The organism is Cellulomonas sp., assembly GCF_965229465.1.
Lineage (GTDB): Bacteria > Actinomycetota > Actinomycetes > Actinomycetales > Cellulomonadaceae > Cellulomonas.
In genome coordinates this window covers 443,592-470,433 of sequence record NZ_OZ245882.1, presented here as the reverse complement: position 1 = coordinate 470,433, position 26,842 = coordinate 443,592, and the positions used below count along the sequence as shown (strand labels likewise).

Sequence of the window (26,842 nt, the reverse complement as noted above, 5' to 3'; positions counted from 1 at the left end):
AACCCCCGTAAGCGTGAATCCACACTCTTGGAGGTTTGTGCGGTCCTGCAGCTGGTGGTCGCGGACGGTCGTTCTCAGCGCGGCGTGGATCGAGTGGACCGTGGGTGAAGCGGTCGGATTGTTGTGCCGCGCGCTTGCGCGACCCTTTCGCCGGTTCCGAGTGGGAAGGCCGCTCGTACCGGCAAACCTCCGAGGCCGGGAGGGTGGTGGCCGCGCCAGACCTCCACCCGCCAGGGCGGCGTCCGCAATCGGCAACCCAGCGAGACGCCGCTCCGGCAGCAAGCCCTGCTATGCGGACAGTTCAGGATCGAGGCGCACTAGTTGTTCGTTGAAGCGCTCACGGAGGTGCCGGGCTGCTTGCGCTCCGGCGCTGGCTTCCGTGGCGTTGATCGCGTCGTCCTGCAGTTGCTCGGAGTAGGGCTCGACCAGGAGTCCGAGAGTCGCCGTGTGGAGAGCGTCGCGGGGTCGACCGGCGTCGAGCTGGAGTCGGGCGAGGACGTGGGCGGCGTCGGCGATGGTGGAGATCATCTGTTGGATGTCGTGATCAGCCCAGGTGTAGTCGGCGCCGCCGATGCCGAGGAACGGCCGGTCGCGCACGAGCTCGAGCGCTGAACTGAGGGCGTCGATGCGCTCGGTATCCGGGCCATTGAGTGCTCGGGTCAGGCGTCGCTGGAACTGGAGCCAGTCCGTGGATGCTCCTGGTCCCAGGGCAAATGTTGACTCGCCCTCGAGGCGAGGTAGAACGTCCTCTCCGACGCGACCACGCGTCCGATAGATGAGTGCGTTGCGTGTCGTGGGGGCCACGCGTGCTCCGGCCCAGAGCACTTCGTCTAGTGCGGGTCCGGACGCTGGTCCGCGCAGCGCGAGGTAGACGAGAAGCTCCTGCATGCGCGGACTCAGTGGTGCACGGGGATTGGTGAGCCCGGTTATCTGGATCGGGCCGAGCACGTTGATGTGGAGCGTCGGTTCGGTGTCGCCGTCCGTCTCTACGACGTCAGGCTGACGTACCGCTGCCATCGCCGCGATGTCGGCCGTCGCATCGGGCTGCTGGTGGTGCGACGCGTCGAGCGAGGGAGGAAGAGACGTCAGGAGTAGGGAGCGCATCACCTCGAGTTGCTCAGGCGCGAGCCGTTGCGGCTGAACCTTGATGCCGAGTGGCGACAGCCTTGCTGTTCCACGGCTATCGAGTTCCAGCGTCCAGGCTCCGTCGACAGGTGCACGGGTGATGAGGATGGTGGCGGACCAAGGCGTGGCGGGAGCCGAGGCCCTAGGTTCGTGTTCGACATAGATGACGGGCAGCCAGGTGTCTTCGAGGAGGCGGTCGGAGCGGGCCTGGAGGGTGTCGTCGATCCCGGAGTCGGCGATGACGTCGGCGACCTGCCTGGTGTGTCGAGAGCGCGCGGGACCAGGGTCGTCGGTGGTGTGCAGGCGGACGAAGTCGAACGCCTCCGCGAGCTGGGTGAACCGTTCGTCGGCTTCAACGCAAAGCTGGCCGGAGAGGTCGCTCGTCGCCAGTTCCACAACCATGGCGCGCAGCACGGCTTCGGCTTGCTCGTGGTCGCCCACGATCGCCAGAGTTCCGGCCGCTTCGAGGTTGAGGATGAGGGTGGCGTCCTCGGTGTGCCCGAGGGTGACGAGTGCGGGGTAGGGGACGCACAGCTCGCTGTCCTCGATCGGCGCTTCTGCTGCGATGTCGGACGTGGTGGCGCTCCAGGTGCGCGCGCCGCGAGTGGTGAACGGCGCGACTGGCTCGGCGTCGTCCTCGAGCAGGTGCAGGGTCACGGTGTGCTCGTCGAGGGTGAGCGCGCCCATGCGGGGCAGGTCACGTTCTGCTTGGTAGCAGCGGCATCCGAGGTTGGTCAGCGCGGTCTGGATGTGGGGGATGGTGACGGGGGTTGGGGCCGAGCGCAGTGCTCTTTCGGTGCTCGCTTCGGGCGACCCCGGTTCGGGCAGCGGTATCGACTCGCCGACGCGGCGGGCACGGCGTTGCAGGTGCCGACGGCGGGTGATCTCGCCGATCACGCCGGCCGCGGCGAGGGCGGTGAACCCGGCGAAGTACGAAGCGGGGTTGGTGTTGCGCTCGGCGTGCACTCCGGAGGGTCGCGGCTCGGCGGTCTTCGGGACAGGTATGACCGCCGCCTCTCGCTCAGGCCCGGGCTGCGGGGTCACCTCTGTGAGCGACTCGCTAGGAGAGGGCGCGACATCCTCGACGAGAGCCGGCGCCGGTGACGGCGCGGCCGAAGGGGCGGGGGCGGTCAGGCTCGGCTCATTGCTGGCGCCGGGCAGGATGATGTGCCAGCCGGCGTGGATCAGGTTCGGGTCGGTCATGGTCGCCCCGTCGGGTTGGGTTCGGCCGAGGTTGAGGGCGGCGAGTTCGGTGAAGCGTCCGCCGTCACCGAGGTGCTGGCCTGCGATGCTCCACAGGGAGTCCCCGGGTTGCACGATGACCGTCGTTGAGGATGGTTCGGGTGTCGTGGGTGCGTCGGGTGCTGGTGTGCCGGTGGCGTCGGCGGGCAGGAGCAGGGTCCAGCCCGGGTAGATCCAGTCGGCATCCTGCAGGGCGCGCCCGTCCACCTGGGGTCGTCCGAGGTTGAGGTCGCGGATCTCCGCGAAGCGGGTTCCTGATCCGAGGTGACGCTCGGCGAGGTCCCACAGGGTGTCGCCGCGCTGCACGGTGACGGACGGCGTGCGTTGGGGGGCCGCTGGTGGCGTTGTGGCGTGGTCCGTCATCGCCGGGTCATTGGCTTGAACGAGGTCGGGCGTGACGCGGGGCGTCATTGCTTGCTGGGTGCGGCTCGTCATCGGGGCGTCGTCGTCCGCCCGCTGCGCGGAGGCGACGGTGAAGGACGCGGCTGCTGCGGGTGATGCTCCGGCGGTGGTCGACGTGAGGGTGACGAGGAGCGCCGCGGTGGTCAGGAGCCCGGACGCCGCACGTTGCGCCGTCCCGAGCAGCGGGATCGACGGCGCCGTCATTCGTCGCATACCGGCGACGACTTCGATGACGACGCTGAGGGTGAACGCGGCCCAGGCGACCCAGCCGATGACGGCCAGCGTCGCGAAGAGGAGCGATCCGTCATCGGGAGACGTCAGGGCATCCCCGAGCTCGCCGAGGGTCGGGACGGCGTCGGGCAGATGGACCGGTGCCAGGCCGATCAGCGCGATCGGTGCGCCCACGACGAAGAGGACCAGGACGACGGCAGCCCCCAGAGCGCGAAGCAGGTCAGCGGCCCGGTGGGTGCGGGTGCGGGTTGTGGTCATGTGCCACCTCCGGTGATGCCTTCGATGAGTGAGGCTTCGGCGTGCCCGGTCACGGTCAGGTTGGTGATGCCGATGAGGGAGAGGAACGCGGTCGGGGCTGTCGCGGTGACGGTGACGACCAGGCGGGTCCGGTCGTCACTGACCGTCACGGTCCCGTCCCGCCCGCTCTGGCGTAGGTACGTGGTCGCGGCGGCGACGGCGATGCTGCGGTCCACTCGCACGCCGGATCCGGCGATGGCGCCGGGCAGGTCGAGGGCTTGCCCGCCTGCGCGGGCGGCTTCGGCGGCGATCGAGTCGGCGCGTTGGGTGGCGCGCAGCTTCGCGCCACCGTCTGCCACGAGGCCGATCAGGAGAAGGAGTCCGAGCACGCTGATCGCGACGAACACGGTGACCGAGCCCGACTCCGGGTCGGTCGGTGCGGGTGTTCGTAGGCGGTGGATGAGGGCGTTCATCGGGTGCGGTACCTGTCCAGTGGTGAGGTCGCCTGCGCGGTGATCGTGCGTGCGCCGGGCAGTCCGGGGACCGCGAGGTCGGCGATGCTCACGGTGCAGCTGACGGTCGCGGTCACGATTCCGTCCTGACCGATACGGGTCGAGAAACCGGAGGTGTCCACGTCGACAGTGGTTGCGGCACAGGCCGTCGTCGCCAACTCGCGGGCGGCCGCGGCGACAGCCGCCGCCCGAGCCGCGTCGGGGGTGCGGGCGAGTGACGCGTCGCGGGCGGCCGACCTGGCCGCCTGCTCGACACTGCTCGCCGAGGTCTGGATCCGCCCGGCGAGCACGAGGGCACCAAGCAACAGGATCAGGACCGGGGTGAGGATCGCGAGCTCGACGGTGATCGATCCACGCTCGTCGGCACGCAGCCACGACCAATTCATGGGGCGCCTGCCGTGGTGAAGCGTTCCAGCGGGCCGTCGGCCGACTGCGTCACCCGGATCCCCGCTGCACCAGGAAGCACCGACAATGACCGCCCGGATACGACGACCTGCACGTGTTCGGGGCCAGGGATAGACGCGACCGCGGTCGCCTCGGTCAGGGTGTCGGCACCGTGGTCACGGATGAACGCCAGCGCGGTCTCCCGGCCTGCCTCGGGGCTAGCGCCGTAGGAGCGAGCGATCGCGACGCCCTCTTGGGCTGCGGCCAGTGCGAGGGATCGGGCGTGGAACCAGAGGGCGTACTGGATCATCGCGGTGATCAGCAACAGAAGGGCTGGGAAGAGGATGACCAGTTCGATGCTGGCCGATCCGGTGTCCCGATGGTCACGCATGGTCAGGTGATCTGGTCGACGCGGCGCTGCACTGCCGCGGTGACGGCAACGACGAGGACCCCGGCGACGGCGATCAGGCCCAGGATGATGATGACGAGCTCGAGGGTGGACGCTCCGGCGTCGCCGCCGGAGTGGTCGCGAATCCGGTGTCGGGCGCTGGTGATGTAGCCGTTGAGGAAGGTCAGCATCACGAGGGTGTCCATGTCGTTCTCCGATCGTCAGGGCGTTCAGCTCAGAAGGATCCGCACGAAGGCGGGGTAGCCGAGCAGGGCCATGAAGCACAGGCCGAGCAAGGAGACGGGCACAACCATGTGTTCGGAGGCGGCGTTGGCCTTCGCGGTCGCGGTGGTGAGCAGCTGCGTGCGCAGTGACGAGGCACGGGCGCGGAGCGTGGCGTAGACGGCGGCGCCGTCCTGACCGGCGATGCGCATGATGTCGGCCACGTCGCCGAGCTCGGTGACGCCCGTGGTCTGAGCGAGGTGGTTCAGTCCGGTCCAGGAGGGTTCGCCGGCCAGCTCGGCACGCAGGAGTGCGTCGCGGATGCGAGCGAACTCGGCGGATCCGCCGATGGCGGCTGCGCGGTCGAGAGCTTCGGTGGGTCCGGCGTCGGCGATGCGCTCCATCGCGACCAACTCGAGGAATACGCATGTTGCCGCGCGCATGGATGCCCGGGCCGCGGCTGCCTCGGTACGCAGGTTGAGGTCCGGGAGCATGAAGAGCACGCCACCCAGGGCCAGCCCCGCGACAGCAGGAACGGCGAGCGGCAGCTGTGTGCCGCCGGCAAGAGGGAGTGCGGACAGCATGGCCGGGAAGAGCAGTCCGATGAGTCCGTACCCGATCTTGCGGGCGGCGAGGTCCTCGGGCTGCTGGGCAAGCATGTGCAGGTCGGCGGCGTAGCGGCGCAGCCCGAACGTCTGCACAGCCTGGGGCAGCACCGTTCGCCCGGCAGCGCCCCACCGCCCCGCGAAGCGGGTCGGGTCGCTGGCGCGACTCCCACCCGCGGAGGGAAGAAGCCTCTCGACCGCCGCTGCGAGGTCGGGGCGGGCTGGTGCGAGCCCGGCCGCGATGACGACGAGTCCGGCGCCGACCATCGCCCCGACGAGCAGCACAACCCACACCGTCATAACGCGCCCCCGGATTCAGGCGCAGTCAGGAACCGGGGCACCGGCGGGGTCAGGGTCAGCGCCCGAACCCACAGCAGGCACCCGGCGAATGCGGCCGCGATCGCCGCGAGAACGAGCTGGCCCAGCCCGTCCCCGTAGGGCTGCAGAAAGGAACCGTTCAGCATCAACAACCCGGCGACGCCGAGCGTGATGAGCGTGACCAGGCGGGCGGTGGAACGGGGTCGCGCACGTTCGGCTTCGACCTTGCGCCGCGCACCCACCTCATCAGCCACGGACCCAGCCACAGCCGTGAGCGCACCGCTCAGCCCGGGTCCTCGGCGCCGGGACGCGAGCAGCAGGGACGCGACGACGAAGTCGCCAGCCGCGTCGTTCAGGTCAGAGGCGAACGCCCGCAGCGCCTGGTCGGTCGGCCAGCGTGCGGAGATCCGCGCCACCAACGCACCCACTTCTTTGGTCAGTTGTGGCGGGCAGGTGCTGGCCGAGACGAGAAGGCCCTGCTCGAGGCCAACGCCTGTGGCCAGCACATCGGCGAGGCGCCGGGTCCATTCTTCGATGGCCTCGACCCGGTCGATCGCTCGGGCCGCGACCTTCGCCGACCCAAGCAGGTAGGGCAGACCGACGACCGCCGCGAGCACGATCACGGCGGCCACGGGCCAGCGGGTGATCGCCCAGGCAAGCAGTCCGGCTGCAGCGGCGACCAGCCACCGCCACCGTCCCCACCAGCCCTCCACGGGGCGGCTCCGAGGGTGCTTGGGCTTCGGCTGTGCGGGCTGCGAGCGACGCAGCCCCATCGCCGCGACGAGCACGCCGCCGACCACGAGCGCGCCGATGAGGGCAGCGAGCATCGGGGTCATCGCCGTCCTCCGTCCCGCAGGTCTGCCCACGTGCCAGCTCGGTAGTCCAGCAGCGACGGGTCGAACCCGGCCCGCGCCAGATCGGGGAGGCATTGCGCGCGATGCTGGGGTACTGCACGCCCGTCGGGGCCGGGGCCGAACACCGTGGTGGTCGCCGGCCGGTTGCCCTCACCGAGGCCGGCGATCTCCACGACCTGAGACACGAACCGCTGTCGGCGCCCGCCTGTCGCTGTCTCGTCGACGAGCTCGATATGGACGAACAGGTCGACCGACCCGGCCAGGAGCCGGTAGGCGAATGCGTCGGTCATCGAGACCCCCGCCGACAGGCACAGAGTGACTATCCGGTCGACGGCGTGCTGGGCTGAGCGTGAGTGCAGTGTGCACAGCGATCCGTCCCCCGTCGACATCGCCTCGAGCATCGGCAGGACCTCGGGGCCGCGGACCTCGCCGACGATGATTCGCCGCAGGTTCAGCCGCAGCGCATCTACGACGAGATCCGACAAGGTGATCTCTCCTGCCCGCCGGCCGGCGGTGTCCTTCTCAGCGGACCCTTCCCGCGCTTCCAGAGCGACCACGCGGGGGTGGCGATCGGGGAGGTCGTGCAGGTGGAGCTCGTACTCCTTCTCGATGGTGGCGAACCGCTCCATCGGGGCGAACTCGTTGGCCAAGGCGCGGATCAAGGTCGTCTTGCCCGCGTTCTGCAACCCGGTGACCACGATGTTCTTGCCCGCTCGGACGGCCGCCCGCAGGAACTGCGCGAGCACGGTGTCGAGGGTGCCCAGGTCGATGAGGTCGTCGAGGTCGATGTCGCGGACCCGGTGGCGACGGATCACGACATGGGGCTTCGGGGTCGTCCACGCCACCGCCGCGAGCCGTGACCCGTCCTCGAGTCGCAGATGCAGGGCCGGGTGGGCAGAGGAGAAGGTTCGCTCGGCGTTGCCAGTGCGGGCGGCGAGCAGCTGCAGGATCTCGATGAGCTCGGAGTCTGAGTCCGCGACGGGCGGGACGCGTTCGTCACGGCCGTCGGCGTAGGACACCCAGACGCTGTCGTGCCCGTCGACCTCGATGTTCTCCACGGTCGGGTCGTCGATCAGCGGCTGGAGACGGCCCAACCCGAAGAGCGCGGCCATCACAGCGCGTGAGGTGACCATCTCCAGATCGATCGACCACGGGTCTTCCCCGCGACGCACCCGTTCCCGTCCACGCTCAGACAACTCCGCCGCGACAAGGGAACGGGCCAGCTCGCGTCGGGCGTCGGGGGAGTCGACGTGCTGCGCCTGGAGGCGTTCGGCCAGGCGATCCGCGACAGCCCGGCGTACCTCCCGAACGATCACCAGATCGGGTGCGGGCAGCACAGGGCCGGTGGCGGTACCCAGGTGAATTCCCGACGGGCCGAACCCGTTCGACCGGGTGTGCGGAACCCACTCTCGGGTGGACTCGCCGAGGCCGGTCACGAGAGCACCGCCGGCCGGGGGTCTGGTGCGAGTTGCGAGAGGCGCTCGACGACGCTGCGCGCCGAGCGCAGCAGGGGTGAGCGGTCGAAGCGCCACCCGCTGGCGACGCCAGAACTGAGGGCGGTTGCTGCCCAATCGTCGCGCGCCACCGACAGGGTGCTCGACACGTCAAGAGCTTCGCTGATCTCGGCGGGGGAGTAGCCGCCACCGATCACGAGCGCCACGGGAGCCACTCGACCCGAGCGAGCTGCGCGCAACGCGCGCACGGCTGCCGCGGCCGGCACTACTGAGGCGAGATCACCGCGCAGGACGACGGCGACGAGGTCGGCCTCGTCGATCATGGGTGTGGGCTCGTACCGGTGACCCAGCCGCCCGATGTCGACCACCACGTCGACGCCGAGCTGGCCGAGCTCGCGGGCTGCCTCTCGGAGCGCGTTCCAGGTGCCGGCCAGTGGCCGGCCCTGCAGCGGTTCGGCGATGCCGGGGACGACCATCCGTGCGGAGTTCGCGTCGAGCGCCACGGCGCACTCGACGACGTACTCGGCGGTCACCGGTGCCCGTCGCGCGGCGATCGCGAGGATCCCCACCGTGTGTGCCACTCCAGCCTGAAAAAGTCCGGTGAGCAGCCCCGACCCGGCGGGATCCGCGTCCACGAGCAGAACGCGGCGACTGGGATGGGCGAGTGGCCACGACCACGCCATCGCGAGCGCCGTAGTCGTTGCCCCAGGTGCGCCGTGCGCGGAGCACACCGCGAGCATGCTCACTTCGACTCCTCGGCGGGGAGCACGACGATGGCGAACCGGCCGGTCGCGGCCCGGGTAGCGAGGGCCGGCCCGTCCGCGGCGTCGGCGACCAGATCTGCCACGATGAGGCCGTTGATGTCCGGTACTCCCACCCGCGCGACCGTGGCCCGGAACGACTGGGGCGTGCCGACCACCGGATCGGCGCCCTGAGGTGGAGCATCGACGACCAGCACGTCCTCACCCGCCGCCAGCCCGCCCGCTGGCACCCGTTCTACCGTCAGTGGCAGCGGGACCAGTACTTCCCCAGGTCCCACGATGCCGTCCGACGTGACGTCTGACCGAGCAAGGAGCGACCCTTCCGACAGCGCGCGTCCGGCGATCTGACCGACGACGTCGCGAGCCTCACTGGCAGGGACAGTTGGCACGGTCGAGTCGACTGAGACGGCCGTCGTCGTCAGGTCGTCGGCGGTGATCGTCGCCCCGTAGGGAACGTCTCGTGCCAGTGCGACCACGTCGGTGCGGTGTCCCGTACTGGAGACCAACCAGACGGCCGCGAGGGCACCGATCACCACCATCGCGATACCCGCGATCACGAACGCCGGACGGCGCCTCCCCCGAGGAGGGGCAACGTTCGGAGCCCGCAGCTCGGCGCGTGCCGGCGATCCATTGAGCTTGGTCGTCTCACTCGTTGCCGTCATGGCAACCTCCCCCTGCAGGCGGGCGCGCCGCCGGTAACTACTCCTGGGTGATGAGCACCTGCATCTCGCCGATGCGCACGCTCGCCGTCGACTGCCGTGTGACCGTCAGTGCACCCGAGGCGCCACCGCCGGTCCACGTCACGTCCCACGTCGTCGTTGCGGTGACCGGGAATGCCTCATGGGCCTGCCCGGCAGAGGACTGCTCGTAGATGTGCTGGCACGTAGGCGACGTGACTCCGCCCGTGTAGTACGGCGTGCCAGCGTTCTTGCAAGTCTCAGTACGTCCGTCGCCCATGTCCCAGACGATCTGCCGGGCCTGCGCCGTGGCCGTCACGGACAACCCCGGGACCGAGGCGGTCGCCGAGTTCGGGCCCCACGTCGTCGGACCGACCTCGGTCCACAACCACAACGGAACCCCGACCAAGCCCATCTCGTCGCCCTCGATCGTCATCCGGATCGCCGGCCCGGTCAGACCGAGGTGCGCTACCGCCTCCTGCGCCAGCTGAGCGGGCGAGACGGCCGTGCTGCCGTAACCGGGCGGCTCGGTTGGGGCCCACACCCAACCGTCGGTCCCGCCTGGATGGGTGGCGGCGCACGAGACCGCGTAGATGGCGCCTTCCGGATAGCGCCCTCCCCAGATGACGTCGGTCTCGGCCGGCTGGTGCTCGAGCTTGCGCCAGTAGCAGTCGTCGCCGTCGTTGAACCACCCCAGTGGCCCCTGGCACGGGACCTCCCTGCCGGTGCTCGACACAGTGCAGTGACGGACCGAACTGCCCACCCCGCCGGGGTCGGTCGGAGTGCCGGGCTGACCCGGGTTCTGGACTTCGATCACGCAGAACGTCGTGTTGGGTGCACAGGTCACTCCGCCGGGCATCCCGCCGACGCTGGTGCCGAGGATGGCAAGACCGACGAGAGCCGTCAGCACGGCGCACTCCGGTCGACGTTGGAGGTTCGGATCGTCCAATGGTCGACGTAGAAGTAGGCGGTCGACGTGGTCAGCAGCTTCTGTGCCTGACCCGGCGCCGCGGCCGACTCGCCAGTCGACGTGTACACGGGCTGCCAGTTCGTGCCGTCGACGCAATCGGTGATCGTGGCGGTGCCTTCGCTCCCGACGACGATGTTCGAGACGGTCGGCGTCAGAACCGGTCGGCCGTTGACGTGGATAGCTGAGTCGCGGAACGTGAAGACGCTTGAGGCTACGTCGGCGAATGCCTTGTCGACGGCGAACTGCTCGAGCTCTGGACCCGGGTCCTTCGTCGGATCGGCGAACGCCGCCACCTTCGCGTCCCAGTAGCCCTGGTACGCCTCGAGAATCGCGGCCTCCGCCGCAGCGATCGTCGGGTCGACCGACGGGGTGGAACTTGGTGTCAGGGTCGGCGCGACAGAGGAGTTCGACGGCTTGGGCGTCTGAGTCTGGTCGGGCTCCGTGCACGCGCCGAGAAGGGTCGCGACGACGATCAGCCCTGCGGCAGTCGCGGCCCCCTTGGTGATCTGTCGACTTCTCATCGGCAAACACCCGCCCCTGTGCGGCGCCCGCTCACGCGAGAACCGCTCGACGACAGCGTCGGAACGCCCATTGGACACCCAGACGAGTCAACTGCGCACCCCCTTCTGTGCGCGCACTTCGTGACTCTGACATCGCCCATACATGCAGGTATGCACGATATGGAGCAAGACGCGTGCCGTCACCGTGTGATCTGTGGACAGACTTCAGCGTGGAGCGTGCTGTTGATGAGCCTGGGTGGCAACAGCACGTTCAGCAGCCAGGACGGGCGAGCGATGGTTGCGGACGCGAGTCGACCGGAGGGCCGCGAGCATCGCCGGAGAGCGGCTAGCTCCGGGACCCTCGGTGATGATCCTGGCGAACAAACCGCGCCACGACGTCGTCCCCCGCAGAACAACGCAGAGCCGGCGGGCTTGCCACGGAGGAACGCCGAGCGTGGTCGCCATCCTTCGCCATCCAAGGGCTCCGCTACGCGGATCCGTGGCCGCGTCGGGGAGCTCGGTCACGGCCGCGACTATTCGCACCGCATCCTGCTTCGACCAACCGACGTCGACCAGGGCGTGTCCAGCCGATGCGATGACGTCGTCTAGATCGACCGACTCCGCAGGCGAAAGTAGGGCCGTCGAGTCCCACCCGGTTGTCCTGAGAGAGTCGAGACTCACCGGCGCGAGCGTCCGTCGGTCGGCGTGGGCGGCCCAGACTTCCAACGCGCGGCGCTCGTCCTTTCCATACCTCGCCGACAGGACCTCGCCCAGTGCCGCGCGCTGGGCGGCGCGCCAGATGACGCCCCATGGAGACTTCGCGTCGCGCAGCCCGGGTCGCGTCATCGCGATCCACGCTGCCTGCCACGCCGACGCTTCGCCCTGAGAGGCGGCCAGCCCGCGCAGCCCGGCATCGATTGCGAGCGGACGGGCGAGGTCGACACGGACGAACTGCAGCAGTTGCGTCCCCGTCGGACCGTCCCACCCTTCTTGGTCAATCGACTCCAGCATGCGCAGGAGGCACGCCTTCGTTCGCCTAACCGGCTCGGCCTGCTCGCCGGGATCGCTCTTGTTGGCCGTCATCATCGCCTCCGATGTCCTGGATCACCGGCGACGTTCCTCACGAGCGATAGACATGGCGATGACGACCCGGACGGGGTGGCGACGTCACCGTCGCGTCAGCGGACGCAGCAGCTCTGCTTCCGCGCGGCGTACCCGTTACTGCGGCGTCATCGCGATGTAGAGCGCAGTAAGTGCCGAGGTCAGGCAGCCCGTCATCAAGCGGTCTATCGGAAGGGAGGACCGTTGGCATCCCAGCACGAACGAGGAGGTCCGCAGATGTCCGCACCCACGCAACTCGTCCGCGTAGCTGCTGCGAGCAGTCGTCGCGGTCGGAAGGCGACCGTGGAGGAGCACGTCATCAACGTGAGCATGGAGCCCGATGACCGCATCCTGCTGACGGTCGTCGAGGCCGCCAGGCGCCTCGGCGTTGGCCGCAGCCTCATGTACGAGCTCCTTGGATCCGGCCAGGTTGAGTCCATCCATATCGGCCGACTCCACAAGGTGCCAATCGACGCACTCGAGACGTTCGTCGCTAGGACCCGCGCAGATTCCAGACCGAGCAGTACAGGCGCTACCGCCTCCACGCAACGGCGCGCTGACGGAACGGATAGGTAGTCCCGCAGCGGCGCGGGTCGAATCTCTCAAGTCGGCGGTCGTCCGTGGCGATGCAGAGCCATGAGGACAAGGGCTGCGAGTCTCGCGCTAGCGGTGTGTGCAGTGCTGCTCGCCGGATGCGAGGAAAGCCCTGTCGACGAGCCAACCCCGGCCCCCGTGGTTGAGGAGACCGTCGCGGCGCCGGAGCCGATCCAGACCCAGCCGGCCGAGGCCGAGCCGGTCCCAGTCGTCGAGCTGCCGGCTGAGGCTCCTGCAGCCGAAGAGCCTGCGCCCGTTGTGCCTCCGGTGCCGGCGGCCGACCCGCAGTTCGGGACATGCAAGGAAGCGGTCGCAGCCGGTTACGGGAACTACTCGCAGGGCGTCGACCCGGAGTACGACTGGTACCAGGACCGCGACGGCGACGGCGTGGTCTGCGAGAGCTAGGGGCGGTAGGTGGTCGCGGCAGCAAGGCCGGGTGCATGGCTGCTATCGAGCGGGTCTCGACCGAATCGACTCGAACGCAGCCAGCGCCTTGTCATCCGCGTCCGGCAGCGTGTGCAGGTACTTCTGAGTCGTCATGATCTGCGCGTGTCCCATCCGCTCCATCACGGACTTGAGGTCCGCGCCGCCCGCTAGTAGCCACGAAGCGTGCGCGTGTCGCAGGTCGTGCATCCGGACGTTGAAGTCCACGCCGGATCGCTGGACGGCGGGTCGCCAGTAGCGCGTGTTGAAGGTCGCACGCGACAACGGCTGCCCCCCGGCGATCTCCCGAGATGGGAAGAGCAGGTCGTCCCGCCCGAGCCCGAGCTCCGCGATCCGCTCGGCCAGAACGTCCAAGAGGTCCTGCGATACACGCAGCGTTCGCGACACGTCGTTCTTCGGGTACGGCTTCACGATCATCCGCTCGCCGGTCGGCGAGTCCTTCCGCGACACCTCGACGATGGTCTCCTCAACGGTCACGGTCTTGCGCAAGAAGTTGAGGTGTCGGGGCCGCAGCGCGACGAGCTCGCCCCACCGGAGGCCGGTTTCGATGTCCGTCATGACGAGCGCTCGAAACCGCGACGGGATCTCGTCAAGCACCGAGGCGAACTCCTCGGGCGTGAGGGTGCGCCCCTTCCTCGCGACGACCTTCGGCAGCTCGGTGTCCTCGCACGGGTTGAATGCGAGCAGGCGGTCGCGCACAGCGCGGGCGAAGACCGAGTGCAGCATCACGTGATACTTGCCGATCGACCTCGGGGACAAGCCCTTGTCGACGGCGACGCTGATCCACGCCTGCACGGTCGACGGCATGATCCGCGAGATGGGCATGGCCCCGAAGAACGGTACGAAGTGGTTTCGAAGGTAGGAGAGATAGCCGGCTCGCGTCGTCACCTCGAGATGCCGGGCCGGCAGCCAGACGTCCATGGCGTACTCGGCAAACGTGATCCGACCGGCGCGCGGGTCGATCCACGAGCCGTCCGCGACAGAGCCTTCTGCCTTCGTGGCTGCACGCAAGGCGGTTCGCTCCGTCGTGAACGTGCCGACGGTCTGCTTGAGCCCGAACGGGTCGCGATACCGCCCTTGGTACCGGGTTGATCCGTCGTCCGCGAGCCGCTCGGTCACCCACGCCATGGCCACCCCGATGTGGGCAGAATGTGGGCAGACGTTGCCGGACGACCCCGACCCTGGACGGACGTCGTCGAACAAGAAAAGGCATCTGACCTGCACGGATGCATTCTTGCATCCTACGTGATCTGCGGCGCTACCACCCTTGCGCCCGGCTCATAACCCAGAGGTCGCAGGTTCAAATCCTGCCCCCGCTACACATCAGACGAAGGCCCGGACCACACGGTCGGGGCCTTCGTCGTACGAGCGATCGACCCACGAGGGCGACGCACCCGATCACGCGTTGCCGGGTCGGCTCACCCGTCGTCGTCCGGGGGCGCCGGGGCGCCGTCGCGTTCATCGCGCTCGGCCCAGCGGAGCAGCGGTGACAGGTCGAACACCGCGTCATCGATGCCGGCATGGAGGTCTCCGAGCTCGGCATAGCGTGCGGGGACCGTGCGCAGCGTGCAGTCGCGCGGATCGACGTCGTCGATCTCGTCCCAGCGCAGAGGCGTCGACACGGTGGCCTCGGGGGTTCCGCGCACCGAGTAGGCCGAGGCGATCGTGTGGTCGCGGGCGTTCTGGTTGTAGTCGACGAACACGAGCGAGGGGTCACGGTCGCGCCGCCACCACGTGGTCGTGACGTCTGCCGGTGCACGGCGCTCCACCTCCCGCGCGAAGGCGAGGGCTGCACGTCGCACGTCCGCGAACCCGTGCTCGGGCGCGATCCGGACGTAGACGTGCAGGCCCGAGCCGCCGGAGGTCTTCGGCCAGCCGACTGCGCCCAGCTCGTCCAGGACCTCCCGCGCCACGTGCGCCACCCGACGTACCCGGTCGAAGGGGCAGTCCGGCATCGGGTCCAGGTCGATGCGCCACTCGTCGGGGCGCTCGGTGTCGGCCCGGCGGCTGTTCCACGGGTGGAACTCGACGGTCGACATCTGCACCGCCCAGATCACGTGGGCCAGCTCGGTCACGCACAGCTCGTCGGCCGTGCGGCCGAAGCGCGGGAAGTAGACCTCCACCGTCTCCATCCACGGCGGGGCGCCGCGCGGCAATCGCTTCTGGTGCACCTTCTCCCCGGCGACGCCCGTCGGGTAGCGGTGCAGCATGCACGGGCGTTCCCGCAGCGCACGCACGATCCCGTCACCCACGGCGAGGTAGTAGTTGGCGAGGTCGAGCTTGGTCGCCCCGCTCGCGGGGAAGTAGACACGGTCGGGGTTGGAGATCCGCACGGTGCGGGACCCGACCTCGAGCTCCACGGCGGGTGAGTGTTCCGGGGCCATCCCTCATTCAAGCGCGCTGGCGCCACACGTCGTCGAGGTGAGAGCCCTCGTGGGACAGATGCCGCGATCATCCAGTTCAACGGGGTCGGTGCCGATACACACGTCGTGAGCGACGAGACGGCCATGACCGGGGCGCGACGACCTGACCCGCGTGTCGAGCAGGAGGGGCGGGAGCGAGGCGCTCCGACGGCCCTGATGAGCGCGTACGACCGGCAGGTGTGGGAGTCGCTCAACGAGCACTGGGTCCGCCGCGACAACCGCCGTGGGCTGCCGAACTGGGCAGGCACGGCGCTCGAACGCACCGGCGCTGCCGCGCACGGCGCCGCGATGCGGGCTACAGGGGTGGTGCCCGAGGCGATCATGAAGCCGGTCCGTCGTGCTGGCGACGCCGTCGTCAACACGGCCATGCGACCGGCACTCGAGGGCGCCGCGGCACTGCTCGATCTGGTCAACGACTGGGCGCAGGAGCTCAACGACCCCAAGAACGTGGAGAAGCTGGCCCGGAAGCGCGGTCTCGAGCTCAACAGCTTCAGCGAGCTGAGGAAGCAGGAGCTGAAGTTCTGCGACCGGCTGCTGTCGTTCCACACCCTCACGTGGCGGACCGTCGGGGCGCTCGAAGGCGGCGCCATGGGGGTGCTCGCGATGGTCCCGGTCGCGGGGATCCCGATCGCTCTGACGGCGGACATCCTCGTGATCCAGGTCATGAGCGTCTCGATCGCCTCGCGCATCGCGTACTCCTACGGCTACGACGCCAAGGATCCCGAGGAGCAGGTCTTCATCCAGCGGCTGGTCCGGCGGTCCTTCATGGCACAGGCCGCCAAGGCCGAGCCCCTGCGCGACACCGCGCGCGCGTGGAACGCGGTGAAGGGACGCCAGAACTGGTCCGCCAAGCTCAGGGACGATCATCGGCTGCTGGTCGGGATCGAGAAGCTGATGAAGCAGCTCGGCCCGGCCGGCTCCACTGTGCCCCTGAAGAACGTCGCGAAGGTCGTGCCGTACGTGGGTGTGCTCATCGGTGCCGGCGTGAACTCGATGACCCTCGGCAGGGTGGCCGCCGACGCCCAGCGCTTCTGCCAGACCCGGTACCTGTGCGAGAAGTACGGGCTGCCGCTGCCGGCCGCGCTGGCGGTCGACGGGGACAGCGACGCACTCGAGGCCGACGCGATCGTCGGCTGACGTGCTGCCCTTCTCCGCGTTGCCACGGGTGACGGCCCTAGCCCTCACCGACCAGTTCGTCGCCGGGCGGCCGGCCGCGCTCGAACGGTTCCGGGCCCGCTGGGCGGCGTCGGGGCGCGAGCCGCTGATCGGCACGTCGGCGGACCTTCCCGAGCTGCAGGACTGGTTCATGCGCACGGCCGCCCGAAACGAAGCCGACGGCCGAGATGACCTGCCGATCTGGTGGGGCGATGACGGCTTTCCCGTTGTCGACTACTTCGGGGTCGAACAGCCCGAGACCCCTCAGTACGTCCGTCTAGTCGACGACGTGGCCGCACAGATTGAGCACATCCTGGCCGGCCAAGTTCCCCGCGCGTACTGGGCGTGTCAACCACATCGGCCCTACGACAAGCTCTTCCAGATGCCGGTCCTCGTCATAGGTGACCCAGAATGGCCCCCGCAGCCGGCATGGAATCACGTCTACATCACCGGCCTGAGGGCATTGAGGAATCCCGTCGACCCATTGATGAAGACCGGCCACACACCGTGGAGCAAGAAGGCCGAGGACCAGGTCGACCAGGCATGGCAGTGGTGGGAGCGCGAGGGCGGCGTGCGCCGGACGGAGTGGTCGCGTGGCTGAGAATCACATGTTCTTCTACGGCTCCGCCAAGGACTACCTGCGCCGGAAGCGTCGGGGGAAGCTGCGTCCGTTCGACGAGGACGAGCTGCTCGCGGCGCTGGACGGGATCTGCGACGACGTGTCGGTCCCCGAGGCGTGGTGGCGTCACGGCTCCACTGCGTGGTGGTTGTTCTTCGAGCGGAACGACGAGGGGCGCATCACCTCGGTCGGCGGTGATCTCTATCCGGGCGAGGACTGGGAAGACCTGTACACGGTGCTGATGGGGATGAAGCGCATCTCGGACGCGCTCGGCGCTCGGTTGTGGGTCATGAACGGCGAGGCGCACATGTGCATCGAGCTGAACGAGGCCGGGATGGGGGAGTGGCTCAAGTCCTGGGCGAGGTCGTACGTCCGCGTCACCCCACGCTGACCGAGCATGCCGACCATGCCGCGGGGCATCGGGCGGCCCGAGGTGACCGTCGACGAGCACGCACCCGACGGTGACGCCGCTCCGGGCCGTGGCGGAGGGCGGTCTCGACTCGGCGGGCGGGTCTAGGCGCGGCTAGGGTCGGTTCCGGACGAAGGCCGTCCGGAATCAGCCCCGAACCAGAGGTGTCGCATGAGCGGCGACCAGAACCCGACCGCCCGCGCGCTGCTGACGCTCGAGCTCATCCAGGCCAGCCCCGGCATCACCGCCGACCGGCTGGCCGACAGGCTCGGCGTCTCGGACCGGGCGGCGCGTCGGTACGTCGCCACCCTGCGCGAGGCGGAGATCCCGATCGAGTCGGTGCGTGGGCCGTACGGCGGCTACCGGATCGGCCGCGGGCTACGGCCACCGCCTCTGATGCTCACGGCGGCCGAGGCGTTGGCGCTGGTCATGGCGGTGCTGGACGGGCACCACGACGCCGACGACCCGGAGCAGCCGGTGGGCACCGCGCTGAGCAAGATCGTGCGGTCGCTGCCCGCGGCGGTGGCCGGTCCCGTGCAGGCGGTCCGGGAGACCGCGTCACCGGCACCCGACCGCGCGGCCGCCCGTCCGGACCCGACGACTGCCACGACGCTGGTGCAGGCCTGCTCGGCGCACCGCCGCGTCCGCGTGGCGTACCGATCGGAGGGCGGCAACGCGTGGCAGACCGTGGTGGACCCGTGGGCGGTGGTCGTGCGGCACGGCCGCTGGTACCTGCTGTGCCACTCGCTGTCGTCGGACGCCCGCCGCGCGTACCGCGTGGACCGGGTCGAGGGCGTCGAGCTGCTCGACGAGACGTTCACGCCGCCCGAGGACCTCGACCCGGTGGCGGAGCTCGAGGCGCACCTGGCCGTCGGCTGGGAGTACGAGGTCGACGTGCTCGTCGAGGCGCCCGCGCACCGGGCGCAGCAGTGGCTGCCGCGGGACCTGGGCCGGGTGGAGCCGGTGGACGGCTCGACGTCTCGGCTGGTGGGCTCCACGAGCAACCCGCCCTGGTACGCGGAGCGGCTCGCGGTGATCCCCGTCGACTTCCGGGTGCTCGGCGGCCCCGAGCTGCGTGCGTGCGTGCGCACCGTGGGCCGGCGCATGCTCGCGGCGACGGACGAGGTCAGCTCCGTCTGATCCACGTGAGCGGGGAGCCGGAGACCGGGCGCCAGTCGTTCGGCGGGTCCTCGCCGACGCGCCCGTCGACCACCTCGCGCAGCAGGTCGGCGTGCCCGGTGTGCCGGCCGTACTCCTCGATCAGGTCGAACAGCAGCCGGCGCAGGCTGGCGTGGTTCCCGCGGTCGTCGCCGTCGTTGACGTCCTGGTCCAGCCCGCCCTCGGCCAGAGCGGCGTCGAGCCGGGCACGCGACCGGGCGACGGCGTCGTCCCATGCCGCGTAGAGCTGCTCGGGCGTGTCGTTCACGGCCGAGAGGATCTCCGTGTCGTTCTCCGCCCAACTCGCGGGGTCCCACATCGGTCCGGGGTGCTGCCCGGCGAGCTTCCAGCTGAACGTGGTGTCCTCCACCGCGGCCAGGTGCTTGAGCAGCCCGCCGAGGGTGAGGGCGGAGGCGCCCACGTGCTGGGCGAGGCCGGTGCTGTCGAGGCCGTCGGCCTTCCAGCGGAACGTCGTGCGCAGCCGGTCGAGGGCACCGACGAGGTGGTCGAGCTCGGTGCTGGCGAGGGGCGGTTCCCAGGGGATCGTCGAGGTCATGCAGGGAACGTACGACGGGTTCCGGACGATCTCCGTCCGGATGAGCGACGAGACAACAAGCGTCCGTCAGGTGAGATGCCTTGACAGCATGTGGACGTCGTCTCACACTCGTCGCATGCCCGTCGCCCGGCCCGTGCCCGTGACCCCGCTCCACGCGGGGTCCGTCGCCGTGCCCTCGACGCGCCGGTGTCTCTGTCGAATGTGTCGCTGACGACCCTGTCGTCTCGGTCCCCGCAGCTCTGACGAGCTCGCCAGGGGACCCCCGTGCCGCACCGCGGCGCAGCCCGTGATCGATCGCCCCCAGGTCAACCCTGCGGCGTCGGTCCCGGACCACCCGGACACCTCGCGAGACCACCGATGGAGCAGACCGTGCCGAACCGCACCCGCATCAACCTGTTGCCGATCCAGGAGGCCGTCGCCGCGGCCTCGCCGAGCGCCTGGCGCGACGGGCTGGTGGCGGCCCAGGAGCCCGGCACGATCACCGTCGTCCTGCTCGACGGCGGCGTGACCGTGCTGGCGACCAGCGCGGCGCCCGCGACGGGGGAGCCCGTCGCGGTGCACCTCGTCGCGGAGGTCGTCGCGCTCGGCGGAGCGTGGTACTCCGCGCGTCCCGTCGTCAGCTAGGCATCGAGGCCATCGCCGAGCGGCACGCCTCGACCATGGCCGTGCACGCCGATGCGCAGATGCGGCAGTGCTCGGACATCTCGGCGTGCATCATGCACTCGGCCGCACAGGCCTCGCCCATCGTCATGCAGGCCGTCATCATCGAGGTCATGCAGCCCATGTCGTAGCCGTTCGGGCGCATCATCATCCGCATCATCGTCATGGCGACGTCCGCGGTGTTCATGCACATGGACGCACATCGGCCCATGTTCTCGGCGCCGTCGGCGTCCGCGCACATCGTCGCGGCCATCGACGCCGCGGAGCACGCCTCGATGCACCCCTGCATCATGGACATGTCCATGCCCGTGGTCTCCGCCATCGGCATGGACTTCATCATGTCGGCCATCATGCTCATCGTCGTTCCGCCCCTCGTCGTCGCCCGATCACTGATCCAGCGACGCTACGCCGGGCACCGATCGTCGCGCCATGGTCTGGGGCGACCTCAGCCGGCCGTGATCGGCGACCGCCGTGCGCGGCCGGGGGAGATGCCGACCTCGCGCTTGTACGCGCGGCTGAAGGAGGCCTCCGAGTCGTACCCGAGCTCGGAGGCCACCTCGCGCACGGTGGCGCGGCCGTAGCCGAGCCGGTCGGCGGCGACGTGCATGCGAATCCGGGTGACGTACTGCATCGCGGGCTCGCCGACGACCTCCGTGAAGCGCGCGGAGAACGCGGACCGGGACATCGCGGCCTCGTGCGCCATCGTCGCGACGGTCCACGGCCGGCCGGGCGTGCGGTGCACGGCCGCGATCGCGGTGCCGAGCTGCGGATCCCGCAGGGCACCGAGCCAGCCGGTGGCGACCTGCTGGGCGTCGAGCCAGGCGCGGATCGACTGGATCACGAGGATGTCGGCCAGCCGGGTGGTGACGGCCTCGCCGCCGGGCCGGACGCTCGCCAGCTCCGAGGCCATCAGGGCGAGCGTGTGCGCCACCCAGGAGCCGGCGGTCGCTCCGTCCACGTGCACGACCGACGGCAGCAGGTCCAGCAGGAGCCGCGACGCCGACCCGTCGACCGAGAGCACCCCGCAGATGAGCTCGGTCCGGGCGCCGGCGCCCGTGTGCCGCAGGACGGAGTAGTGCTCGCTGAGGTACTCCTGCGGCAGCTGGTCGACCCGCCCGAGCGACGGCACCCCCGGTGCGCTGCGCAGGAGATGGCCGCGACCGTGCGGGACGAGGGCGAGATCGCCGGGGACCAGCCGCACCGGCGCGGCGCCCGCCACCTCGACCCAGGCCTCGCCGGTCGTCACCACGTGGAAGCTCACGCAGTCGCCGAACGCGGGCATGTCGACCGCCCAGGGTCCGTCCGCCTCCGTGCGGCAGTAGAAGACCCCTGTCACGCGCAGGTGGTGCAGGGCCTCGCCCACCGGGTCGGCGGGCGTCCAGGGCGGGTCGGCGACGAGCTGGGACATGGGATGCTCCTGGATGATCTGCCATGGAGTAGCGACTATCCATCATAGACCGTCCACGCTCCCCGCTGGTGGGGTGAAGAGCATCAACAACACCTCACCAAGGGAGTCAGATCATGAAGGTTCTCGTCGTCGGGGCGACGGGTGGCTCCGGCCGCGCCGCCGTCGCCGAGCTGGTCGCACGTGGGCACGACGTGACCGCGCTGTCGCGGCACGCGTCCTCGTTGCCCGGGGTCCGGGGCATCGACGGAGACGCCTCCGATGCCGCGCTCGTGGACGGGCTCGTCCAGGGCCAGGACGCCGTCGTCATCACGCTGGGGATCAGCGAGAGCGCGGTCCGGGTGCGCCTGCGCGGTCCGTCCGGCACACCGCTGGACATCCGCTCGCGGGGCACGCGGACCGTGCTCGCGGCCATGCGCCGCCACGGGGTGCGTCGCGTGGTCGTGCAGACCTCCTACGGCACCGGCCCCAGCAGCGCGGGTCTCCCGCTGGTCAACCGCCTGATCTTCGCGCTGCTGCTGCGCCCGCAGATCGCGGACACGGAGCGGCAGGGCGCCGAGCTGCGCGCCAGCGGGCTCGACTGGGTCGAGGTACAGCCGGTCACCCTCACCGACGAGCCGTGGGCCGGTCCGCCGTTCACGTCGACCAGCGGGGAGGTCCAGGAGATGCGCGTCTCGCGTGCGCAGGCCGGGTGGGTCCTTGCGGAGGCCGTCGAGGACGCGAGCCTCGTCCGCCAGACGGTCGCCGTGTCGGCCGGTACCCGAGTGCCCGCCGCCGTCAGGGGGTGAGGGACCAGGCCTGCCCGGCGCGGAGGTCGGTGCGGTCCCGTGCGGCACCGTGGCGGACCAGGACCGTGACGTCCTGGTCGGCCACCAGCCGCGCGGACGTGAGCACGTGCCGGTCCCACGTCAGGTCGACGGTGATCCCGCCGCGGGCGCGCAGGCCGCGCACCGACCCGGAGGGCCACGACGCCGGCAGCGCCGGGAGGAGGTGGACCTCGCGCAGACCGTCCGTCACGGCGTGCGACTGGAGCAGCAGCTCGGCGACGCCGGCCGTGAAGCCGAAGTTCCCGTCGATCTGGAACGGGGGGTGGGCGCAGAAGAGGTTCGGGTAGACGCCGCCGCCGTGGTGGCTCGGGCCGACCGGCCGCAGGAACGCGTCGATCATCGTGGCGGCGCCGGCGGGGTCGCGCAGGCGGGCGCGGAGGTTCAGCCGCCAGGCCAGCGACCAGCCCGTCGACTCCGGCCCGCGCGCGTCGAGGGTGCCCAGCGCCCCGCGGGCCAGGTCCGGGGCCTGGTCAGGGTCGACCGACGTGCCCGGGTGGACGCGGAACAGGTGGCTCTGGTGGCGGTGGGCGGGCTCGGCCTCGGGGAGGTCGTCGCGCCACTCCGCGATCCGTCCGTGGCGGTCCACCCGTTCCGTGGGAAGGCGGTCGAGGGCCGCCGACGCCTCGGCGGTCAGGTCGGATGGGCCGCCGAGCCTGACCACGTTCTCCAGCAGGTCGCGTGCCATCGCCAGGTCCGCGGTGGTCGACGTCGTCAGCGCGGCGGGCACGCCGTCGGGGGCGACGAAGGTGTTCTCGGGGGAGGTCGACGGGCGCGTGCCCAGGGTGCCGTCGGGCAGCTCGACCAGCCAGTCGAGGACGAAGCGTGCCGCACCGAGCAGGACCGCCAGATCAGGGGCCTCACCGGTGAACTCGTGGTGGTCGACGAGGTGCCGGGCGAGCCACACGCCGCCGAAGGGCCAGAAGCTCCAGGACGGGTCGCTGGTGCCGTCGCCGACCGGTTCCGTGAACGCCCACGCGTCGGAGTTGTGGTGGGCGGTCCAGCCGCGCAGGCCGTAGAGCTCGGTGGCCGTGCGGGTGCCCGCCGTCGCGAGCTCTGCGATCCAGCGCACCAGGGGCTCGTGGCACTCGGCGAGGTTGGTGCTCAGCGCCGGCCAGTAGTTCATCTGGGTGTTGATGTTGACCGTGTAGCTGCACGACCACGGGGGCTGCACGGCGTCGTTCCAGATCCCCTGGAGCGTGAGCGGCAGCGTGCCGGGGCGTGAGCCCGCGACCATCAGGTACCGCCCGTAGTGGAACGCCAGCGCCGCCAGGCCGGGGTCGGGGTGCCCGGCCGCGTACCGGCGCAGCCGCTCGTCCGTCGGCAGCCCGGCCGTGGGCGTCATCCCGAGGTCGAGGGTCACCCGACCGAAGAGACCCGCGTGATCGGCGACGTGCTCGGCGCGCAGGGTCGAGAACTCCCGCGCCGCGGCCGCGTCGGCCGTCGCCACCGCCGCCCCGCGCAGCCGCGCGGCGTCGCCGTGCAGCGGGGCTGTGGCGCCTGCGTAGTCGGTCGCGGTGGCGACGACGAGGGTCGCCCAGGTGGCGTCGCGCAACCGCAGGCCGCCTGGTCCGGCGTCGACGGTGCCGTCGGTCCGGATCGCGAGCGCGACGGCCGCTGTGACGCTCGCACCCCGCGCCCGGTCCCGCACGACCCGCGCGCCGGGCACGTAGTCGGGCGGCGAGTCGGACGGCATGCGCAGGGTGGCCGACCAGCGGTCGTCGCCGCCGACCGGCTCGTCCAGGGGGTGCGCCGAGGTCACCCGCACGTGCACGTCGCCCGAGACGGCGGACCAGGTGCGGTGCACCACCAGCACGGAAGCGGGCCGGCTGACGAACGCCTCCTGCGTGCCCGCCGTCCAGGAGTGCCCAGCGACCCCCTCGTCGAGGCGGAGCCAGCGGGTGTAGCCGTCGAGCACCCCAGGCGCGGGTTGCTCGATCCAGAGGTCGACGAGCGGCTGGTACGCCTGCCCGAAGCCGCCCTGGAGCCGCTGCACCTGACGCCCGGCCTCGCGGACCTCCCCGCGCTCGAGCGCACTGCGCGCGGCGGCGAGGGACGCCGGGCCGTCCGGTGCCGAGCGGGATCGCGGGGACCCCGACCAGCAGGTGTCGTCGTTGACCTGGAGCCGCTCGAGGGCGACACCGCCGAAGACCATCGCGCCGATCCGCCCGTTGCCGAGCGGGAGGGCCTCGGTCCAGGCCGACGCCGGGGCGTCGTAGCGCAGGGACGTCTCGGTCACGGGTCTCCAGGGCTGCCGGTCGGACCACGGTCGGGTGGGGTCCGACCGGCAGCGTAGATCAGGGCGTGCTGATGACCGGCTTGGCCGGCATGGTGAACGGGCTGCCGAGGAAGAACCCGGTGTGCGGCGGCTGGTTGTAGGCCGTGTTCTGCCACGCGACGGCCACGCGGTACGTCTGGTCGTGCAGGAGGGTCCAGACGCGGGTCGTGGTCGGCGTCGGGGTGGCGTAGATCCGCAGCCCGGACTCGTCGGACTTGGCCCAGATCACCTCTTCGCGCCAGTCGCCGAACAGGTCTCCCGAGAGCACCGGGGTGGACTTCGTGCCGTTGTTCGACCGCACCCCGGAGCCGGTGAGCAGCCGCGTGTCGCCACCGGTGCCGTACTTGTCGATGTGCGTGCCGTCGAGCAGCTCGCGCGAGGTGTCGGCGTCCCAATAGGCCAGGAAGTTGGCCGACCCCGGCTTGCGCCCGATGGTCTGCCCCGCGGTGTTCCGCAGCTGGGAGTCGGACGACGACCACGACTCCGCGCCCGCGCTGCCGGCCCAGATGTCGTCGGACACCCCGCGGCCGTTGTCGCCGGTGGCCGGCGTGCTCCACAGGATCTGGCCCGTGCGCGCGTCGGCCATCCAGCTGTCCGGCTGGCTCGCGCCCTCCGTGACCTTGTAGTACTCGAGCCCGGGCCGGCTCGGGATCAGGTCACCCAGGTGGGCGGCGTCGCCGTGGCCGGTGCGGGTGTTCCACAGGCCGGTGCCGTTGTCGTCGATCGCCGCGGCGCCGTAGAGGATCTCCTGCTTGCCGTCCTGGTCCACGTCCGCAACTGTCAGCGCGTGGTTGCCCTGGCCGGCGTACGTGCTGTTGCCGGAGGTGCTCGAGCTCGAGTCGAACGTCCACCGTCGGGTCAGCTGCCCGTTGCGGTAGTCCCACGCCACGACCACGGCGCGCGTGTAGTAGCCGCGGGCCATGATGATCGACGGCCGCTGACCGTCCAGGTACGCCGTCCCCGCGAGGAACCGGTCGACCCGGTTGCCGTAGCTGTCACCCCAGCTGGAGACCGTGCCGCGGGGCGGGACGTAGCTGGTGGTCGCGGCGATCGCCCCGGTCGGGCCGGCGAACACGGTGAAGAACTCGGGACCGCTCAGCACGTAGCCGGCGCTGTTCCGGTAGTCCGCGTTGGCGTCGCCGATCACCTGTCCGGTCCCGGACCGGGTGCCGTCCGCGGTCTTCATGGCGACCTCGGCCTTGCCGTCACCGTCGTAGTCGTAGACCTGGAACTGCGTGTAGTGCGCGCCGGCCCGGATGTTGCGGCCGAGGTCGATCCGCCACAGCCGGGTGCCGTCCACCTCGTACGCGTCGACGAAGACGTTGCCGGTGACGCCCGACTGCGAGTTGTCCTTGGCGTTGGTGGGGTCCCACTTCAGGACGACCTCCAGCTGCCCGTCGCCGTCCAGGTCGCCGACGCTGCCGTCGTTGGCCACGTGGTCGGCGCTGGGCCGCTGGATCGGGACGTCGAGGTAGCCGTTGCCGAACGTCAGCGACGTGCCCGACGCCGCCTGCTCGACGCCGTTCACCACCGCGCGGACCGTGTAGGTGGCGCTCGCGGACGCGCCCGCGTCGAGGTAGTTGGTGGAGTCCGTGATCGGCCCGGCGATCTTGGTGCCGCCGCGGTAGACGGTGAAGCCGGTGCTCGCGGCCTCCGTGCCGAGCAGCCGCCACTGGACGAGGTTGCCGCTGCCGGAGCGCACGCTGATGAGGCCGCGGTCCAGCTTCTCCGCCTGCCAGGCGCCGGCCGGTGGCGCAGTGGGGGTGGGTGTGGGGGTGGCGGCCGGGGTGGCCGTCGTCGTCGGCGTGCTCGTCGGCGTCGTCGTGCCACCCGTGCAGGCGGTGCCGTTGAGCGCGAAGGACGTGGGCACGGGGTTGGTCCCCGACCAGGTGCCGTTGAAGCCGAACGACGCGCTCGCACCGGTGGCGACGGCCGCGTTGTACGAGACGTTCTTCGCGGTCACCTGCGCGCCGCTCTGGGTCGTCGTCGCGTTCCACGACTGCGTGACCGTCTGTCCGGCACCGTAGGACCACGCGAGCGTCCACCCGGTGACCGCGTCGCCGAGGTTCGTGATCGTCACGTCGGCACCGAACCCGGTGGACCACTGGTTGGTGACCGTGTAGTCGACGCGGCAGCCCACTGCCGCGGCCGCGGGCTGCGCGGCGGAGACCCCGACCCCGACGGCGAGCGTCGCCGCCATCAGCCACGGGACGGTCCTGCGGGGCTGGGACATGGTGGACCTCCTGCGGCGCTGACGGCCGACGACGACGTCGGTCGGGCTCGGGTGAACCCCGGGCGACGCTAGGGGGCGCTCAGGGTCGGGCACCACGGGTG

The 26,842-nt window shown here is 70.6% G+C and carries 28 protein-coding genes and 1 pseudogene; 8 read left to right on the top strand and 21 right to left on the bottom strand.

The window, feature by feature from the left end; all coding sequences use genetic code 11:
• Positions 1-288 precede the first annotated feature (288 nt).
• From ACO06A_RS02135 to ACO06A_RS02070, 14 genes and pseudogenes are all read right to left on the bottom strand, one after another.
• Positions 289-3,258 (bottom strand): LysM peptidoglycan-binding domain-containing protein, encoded by a 2,970-nt coding sequence (locus tag ACO06A_RS02135; RefSeq protein ID WP_175345731.1) that lies wholly within the window; start codon positions 3,256-3,258, stop codon positions 289-291.
• Positions 3,255-3,644 (bottom strand): pilus assembly protein TadG-related protein, encoded by a 390-nt coding sequence (locus ACO06A_RS02130; RefSeq protein WP_210767507.1) that lies wholly within the window; start codon positions 3,642-3,644, stop codon positions 3,255-3,257. The genes ACO06A_RS02135 and ACO06A_RS02130 overlap by 4 nt, the downstream gene beginning before the upstream one ends.
• Positions 3,645-3,706: 62 nt before the next feature.
• Positions 3,707-4,135 (bottom strand): TadE/TadG family type IV pilus assembly protein, encoded by a 429-nt coding sequence (locus ACO06A_RS02125; protein WP_175345729.1) that lies wholly within the window; start codon positions 4,133-4,135, stop codon positions 3,707-3,709.
• Positions 4,132-4,524 (bottom strand): TadE/TadG family type IV pilus assembly protein, encoded by a 393-nt coding sequence (locus tag ACO06A_RS02120; RefSeq protein ID WP_210767506.1) that lies wholly within the window; start codon positions 4,522-4,524, stop codon positions 4,132-4,134. Before ACO06A_RS02120 ends, ACO06A_RS02125 begins: the two co-directional genes overlap by 4 nt.
• Before the next feature lie 2 nt (positions 4,525-4,526).
• Positions 4,527-4,727: a hypothetical protein gene (locus ACO06A_RS02115; protein ID WP_175345728.1), complete on the bottom strand. Its 201-nt coding sequence runs from the start codon at positions 4,725-4,727 to the stop codon at positions 4,527-4,529.
• Positions 4,728-4,751: 24 nt separating this feature from the next.
• The gene (locus ACO06A_RS02110; protein WP_175345727.1) at positions 4,752-5,648 is read right to left on the bottom strand and encodes a type II secretion system F family protein; all 897 of its coding nucleotides are present in this window, start codon (positions 5,646-5,648) and stop codon (positions 4,752-4,754) included.
• On the bottom strand, positions 5,645-6,502 hold the full coding sequence (locus ACO06A_RS02105; RefSeq protein WP_175345726.1) for a type II secretion system F family protein: 858 nt from the start codon (positions 6,500-6,502) through the stop codon (positions 5,645-5,647). The genes ACO06A_RS02110 and ACO06A_RS02105 overlap by 4 nt, the downstream gene beginning before the upstream one ends.
• On the bottom strand, positions 6,499-7,956 hold the full coding sequence (locus ACO06A_RS02100) for a CpaF family protein (protein WP_421734509.1): 1,458 nt from the start codon (positions 7,954-7,956) through the stop codon (positions 6,499-6,501). The genes ACO06A_RS02105 and ACO06A_RS02100 overlap by 4 nt, the downstream gene beginning before the upstream one ends.
• On the bottom strand, positions 7,953-8,720 hold the full coding sequence (locus tag ACO06A_RS02095; RefSeq protein WP_421734508.1) for a hypothetical protein: 768 nt from the start codon (positions 8,718-8,720) through the stop codon (positions 7,953-7,955). Before ACO06A_RS02095 ends, ACO06A_RS02100 begins: the two co-directional genes overlap by 4 nt.
• Positions 8,717-8,965 (bottom strand): hypothetical protein, encoded by a 249-nt coding sequence (locus ACO06A_RS02090; protein ID WP_421736119.1) that lies wholly within the window; start codon positions 8,963-8,965, stop codon positions 8,717-8,719. Before ACO06A_RS02090 ends, ACO06A_RS02095 begins: the two co-directional genes overlap by 4 nt.
• 75 nt (positions 8,966-9,040) lie before the next feature.
• Positions 9,041-9,274, bottom strand: a pseudogene (locus ACO06A_RS02085) (SAF domain-containing protein); the annotation flags it as partial.
• 160 nt (positions 9,275-9,434) lie between these two features.
• Complete coding sequence (locus ACO06A_RS02080; RefSeq protein WP_175345723.1) at positions 9,435-10,322, bottom strand: hypothetical protein; 888 nt, start codon at positions 10,320-10,322, stop codon at positions 9,435-9,437.
• Positions 10,316-10,903 (bottom strand): hypothetical protein, encoded by a 588-nt coding sequence (locus tag ACO06A_RS02075; RefSeq protein WP_421734507.1) that lies wholly within the window; start codon positions 10,901-10,903, stop codon positions 10,316-10,318. Before ACO06A_RS02075 ends, ACO06A_RS02080 begins: the two co-directional genes overlap by 7 nt.
• 204 nt (positions 10,904-11,107) lie before the next feature.
• A complete protein-coding gene (locus ACO06A_RS02070; RefSeq protein ID WP_175345721.1) occupies positions 11,108-11,965 on the bottom strand; it encodes a hypothetical protein in 858 nt (285 codons plus the stop codon).
• Between the two features lie 255 nt (positions 11,966-12,220).
• Here ACO06A_RS02070 and ACO06A_RS02065 point away from each other — a divergent pair, with 255 nt between their 5' ends.
• Together ACO06A_RS02065 and ACO06A_RS02060 are read left to right on the top strand one after the other, a co-directional pair.
• Positions 12,221-12,559, top strand: a complete 339-nt coding sequence (locus tag ACO06A_RS02065) for an excisionase family DNA-binding protein (protein WP_210767503.1) — start codon at positions 12,221-12,223, stop codon at positions 12,557-12,559.
• A gap of 102 nt (positions 12,560-12,661) precedes the next feature.
• Positions 12,662-12,982: an excalibur calcium-binding domain-containing protein gene (locus ACO06A_RS02060; RefSeq protein ID WP_421734506.1), complete on the top strand. Its 321-nt coding sequence runs from the start codon at positions 12,662-12,664 to the stop codon at positions 12,980-12,982.
• Positions 12,983-13,024: 42 nt separating this feature from the next.
• Here the strand turns inward: ACO06A_RS02060 and ACO06A_RS02055 are convergent, their stop codons facing one another.
• Positions 13,025-14,140 (bottom strand): tyrosine-type recombinase/integrase, encoded by a 1,116-nt coding sequence (locus ACO06A_RS02055; RefSeq protein ID WP_421734505.1) that lies wholly within the window; start codon positions 14,138-14,140, stop codon positions 13,025-13,027.
• 299 nt (positions 14,141-14,439) lie between these two features.
• The gene (ligD, locus tag ACO06A_RS02050) at positions 14,440-15,405 is read right to left on the bottom strand and encodes a non-homologous end-joining DNA ligase (protein ID WP_421734504.1); all 966 of its coding nucleotides are present in this window, start codon (positions 15,403-15,405) and stop codon (positions 14,440-14,442) included.
• Positions 15,406-15,510: 105 nt separating this feature from the next.
• On the opposite strand from ligD, the gene ACO06A_RS02045 reads away from it, so the two are divergent.
• The 4 genes from ACO06A_RS02045 (at position 15,511) to ACO06A_RS02030 (ending at position 18,767) form a co-directional block, all read left to right on the top strand.
• Complete coding sequence (locus tag ACO06A_RS02045; protein WP_421734503.1) at positions 15,511-16,581, top strand: EcsC family protein; 1,071 nt, start codon at positions 15,511-15,513, stop codon at positions 16,579-16,581.
• A 1-nt stretch (position 16,582) separates the two neighbouring features.
• A complete protein-coding gene (locus ACO06A_RS02040; RefSeq protein WP_421734502.1) occupies positions 16,583-17,200 on the top strand; it encodes a hypothetical protein in 618 nt (205 codons plus the stop codon).
• On the top strand, positions 17,193-17,609 hold the full coding sequence (locus ACO06A_RS02035) for a hypothetical protein (RefSeq protein ID WP_421734501.1): 417 nt from the start codon (positions 17,193-17,195) through the stop codon (positions 17,607-17,609). The genes ACO06A_RS02040 and ACO06A_RS02035 overlap by 8 nt, the downstream gene beginning before the upstream one ends.
• Before the next feature lie 189 nt (positions 17,610-17,798).
• Positions 17,799-18,767: a helix-turn-helix transcriptional regulator gene (locus tag ACO06A_RS02030; protein WP_421734500.1), complete on the top strand. Its 969-nt coding sequence runs from the start codon at positions 17,799-17,801 to the stop codon at positions 18,765-18,767.
• Here ACO06A_RS02030 and ACO06A_RS02025 read toward each other — a convergent pair.
• Entirely contained in the window at positions 18,754-19,341 is a 588-nt protein-coding gene (locus ACO06A_RS02025; protein ID WP_421734499.1) for a DUF664 domain-containing protein, read from the bottom strand. The genes ACO06A_RS02030 and ACO06A_RS02025 overlap by 14 nt on opposite strands.
• A 369-nt stretch (positions 19,342-19,710) precedes the next feature.
• Here ACO06A_RS02025 and ACO06A_RS02020 point away from each other — a divergent pair, with 369 nt between their 5' ends.
• The gene (locus ACO06A_RS02020) at positions 19,711-19,965 is read left to right on the top strand and encodes a hypothetical protein (RefSeq protein ID WP_421734498.1); all 255 of its coding nucleotides are present in this window, start codon (positions 19,711-19,713) and stop codon (positions 19,963-19,965) included.
• Here the strand turns inward: ACO06A_RS02020 and ACO06A_RS02015 are convergent.
• Complete coding sequence (locus ACO06A_RS02015; protein ID WP_421734497.1) at positions 19,958-20,359, bottom strand: aldehyde dehydrogenase; 402 nt, start codon at positions 20,357-20,359, stop codon at positions 19,958-19,960. The two genes, ACO06A_RS02020 and ACO06A_RS02015, sit on opposite strands and share 8 nt — an antisense overlap.
• An 87-nt stretch (positions 20,360-20,446) precedes the next feature.
• Positions 20,447-21,409 (bottom strand): cupin domain-containing protein, encoded by a 963-nt coding sequence (locus ACO06A_RS02010; protein ID WP_421734496.1) that lies wholly within the window; start codon positions 21,407-21,409, stop codon positions 20,447-20,449.
• A gap of 113 nt (positions 21,410-21,522) precedes the next feature.
• Here ACO06A_RS02010 and ACO06A_RS02005 point away from each other — a divergent pair, with 113 nt between their 5' ends.
• A complete protein-coding gene (locus ACO06A_RS02005; RefSeq protein WP_421734495.1) occupies positions 21,523-22,194 on the top strand; it encodes an NAD(P)-dependent oxidoreductase in 672 nt (223 codons plus the stop codon).
• On the opposite strand, the gene ACO06A_RS02000 is transcribed toward ACO06A_RS02005, so the two are convergent.
• Together ACO06A_RS02000 and ACO06A_RS01995 are read right to left on the bottom strand one after the other, a co-directional pair.
• A complete protein-coding gene (locus tag ACO06A_RS02000; protein WP_421734494.1) occupies positions 22,184-24,469 on the bottom strand; it encodes a glycoside hydrolase family 95 protein in 2,286 nt (761 codons plus the stop codon). The two genes, ACO06A_RS02005 and ACO06A_RS02000, sit on opposite strands and share 11 nt — an antisense overlap.
• Before the next feature lie 58 nt (positions 24,470-24,527).
• Complete coding sequence (locus tag ACO06A_RS01995) at positions 24,528-26,741, bottom strand: cellulose binding domain-containing protein (protein WP_421734493.1); 2,214 nt, start codon at positions 26,739-26,741, stop codon at positions 24,528-24,530.
• Positions 26,742-26,842 lie beyond the last annotated feature (101 nt).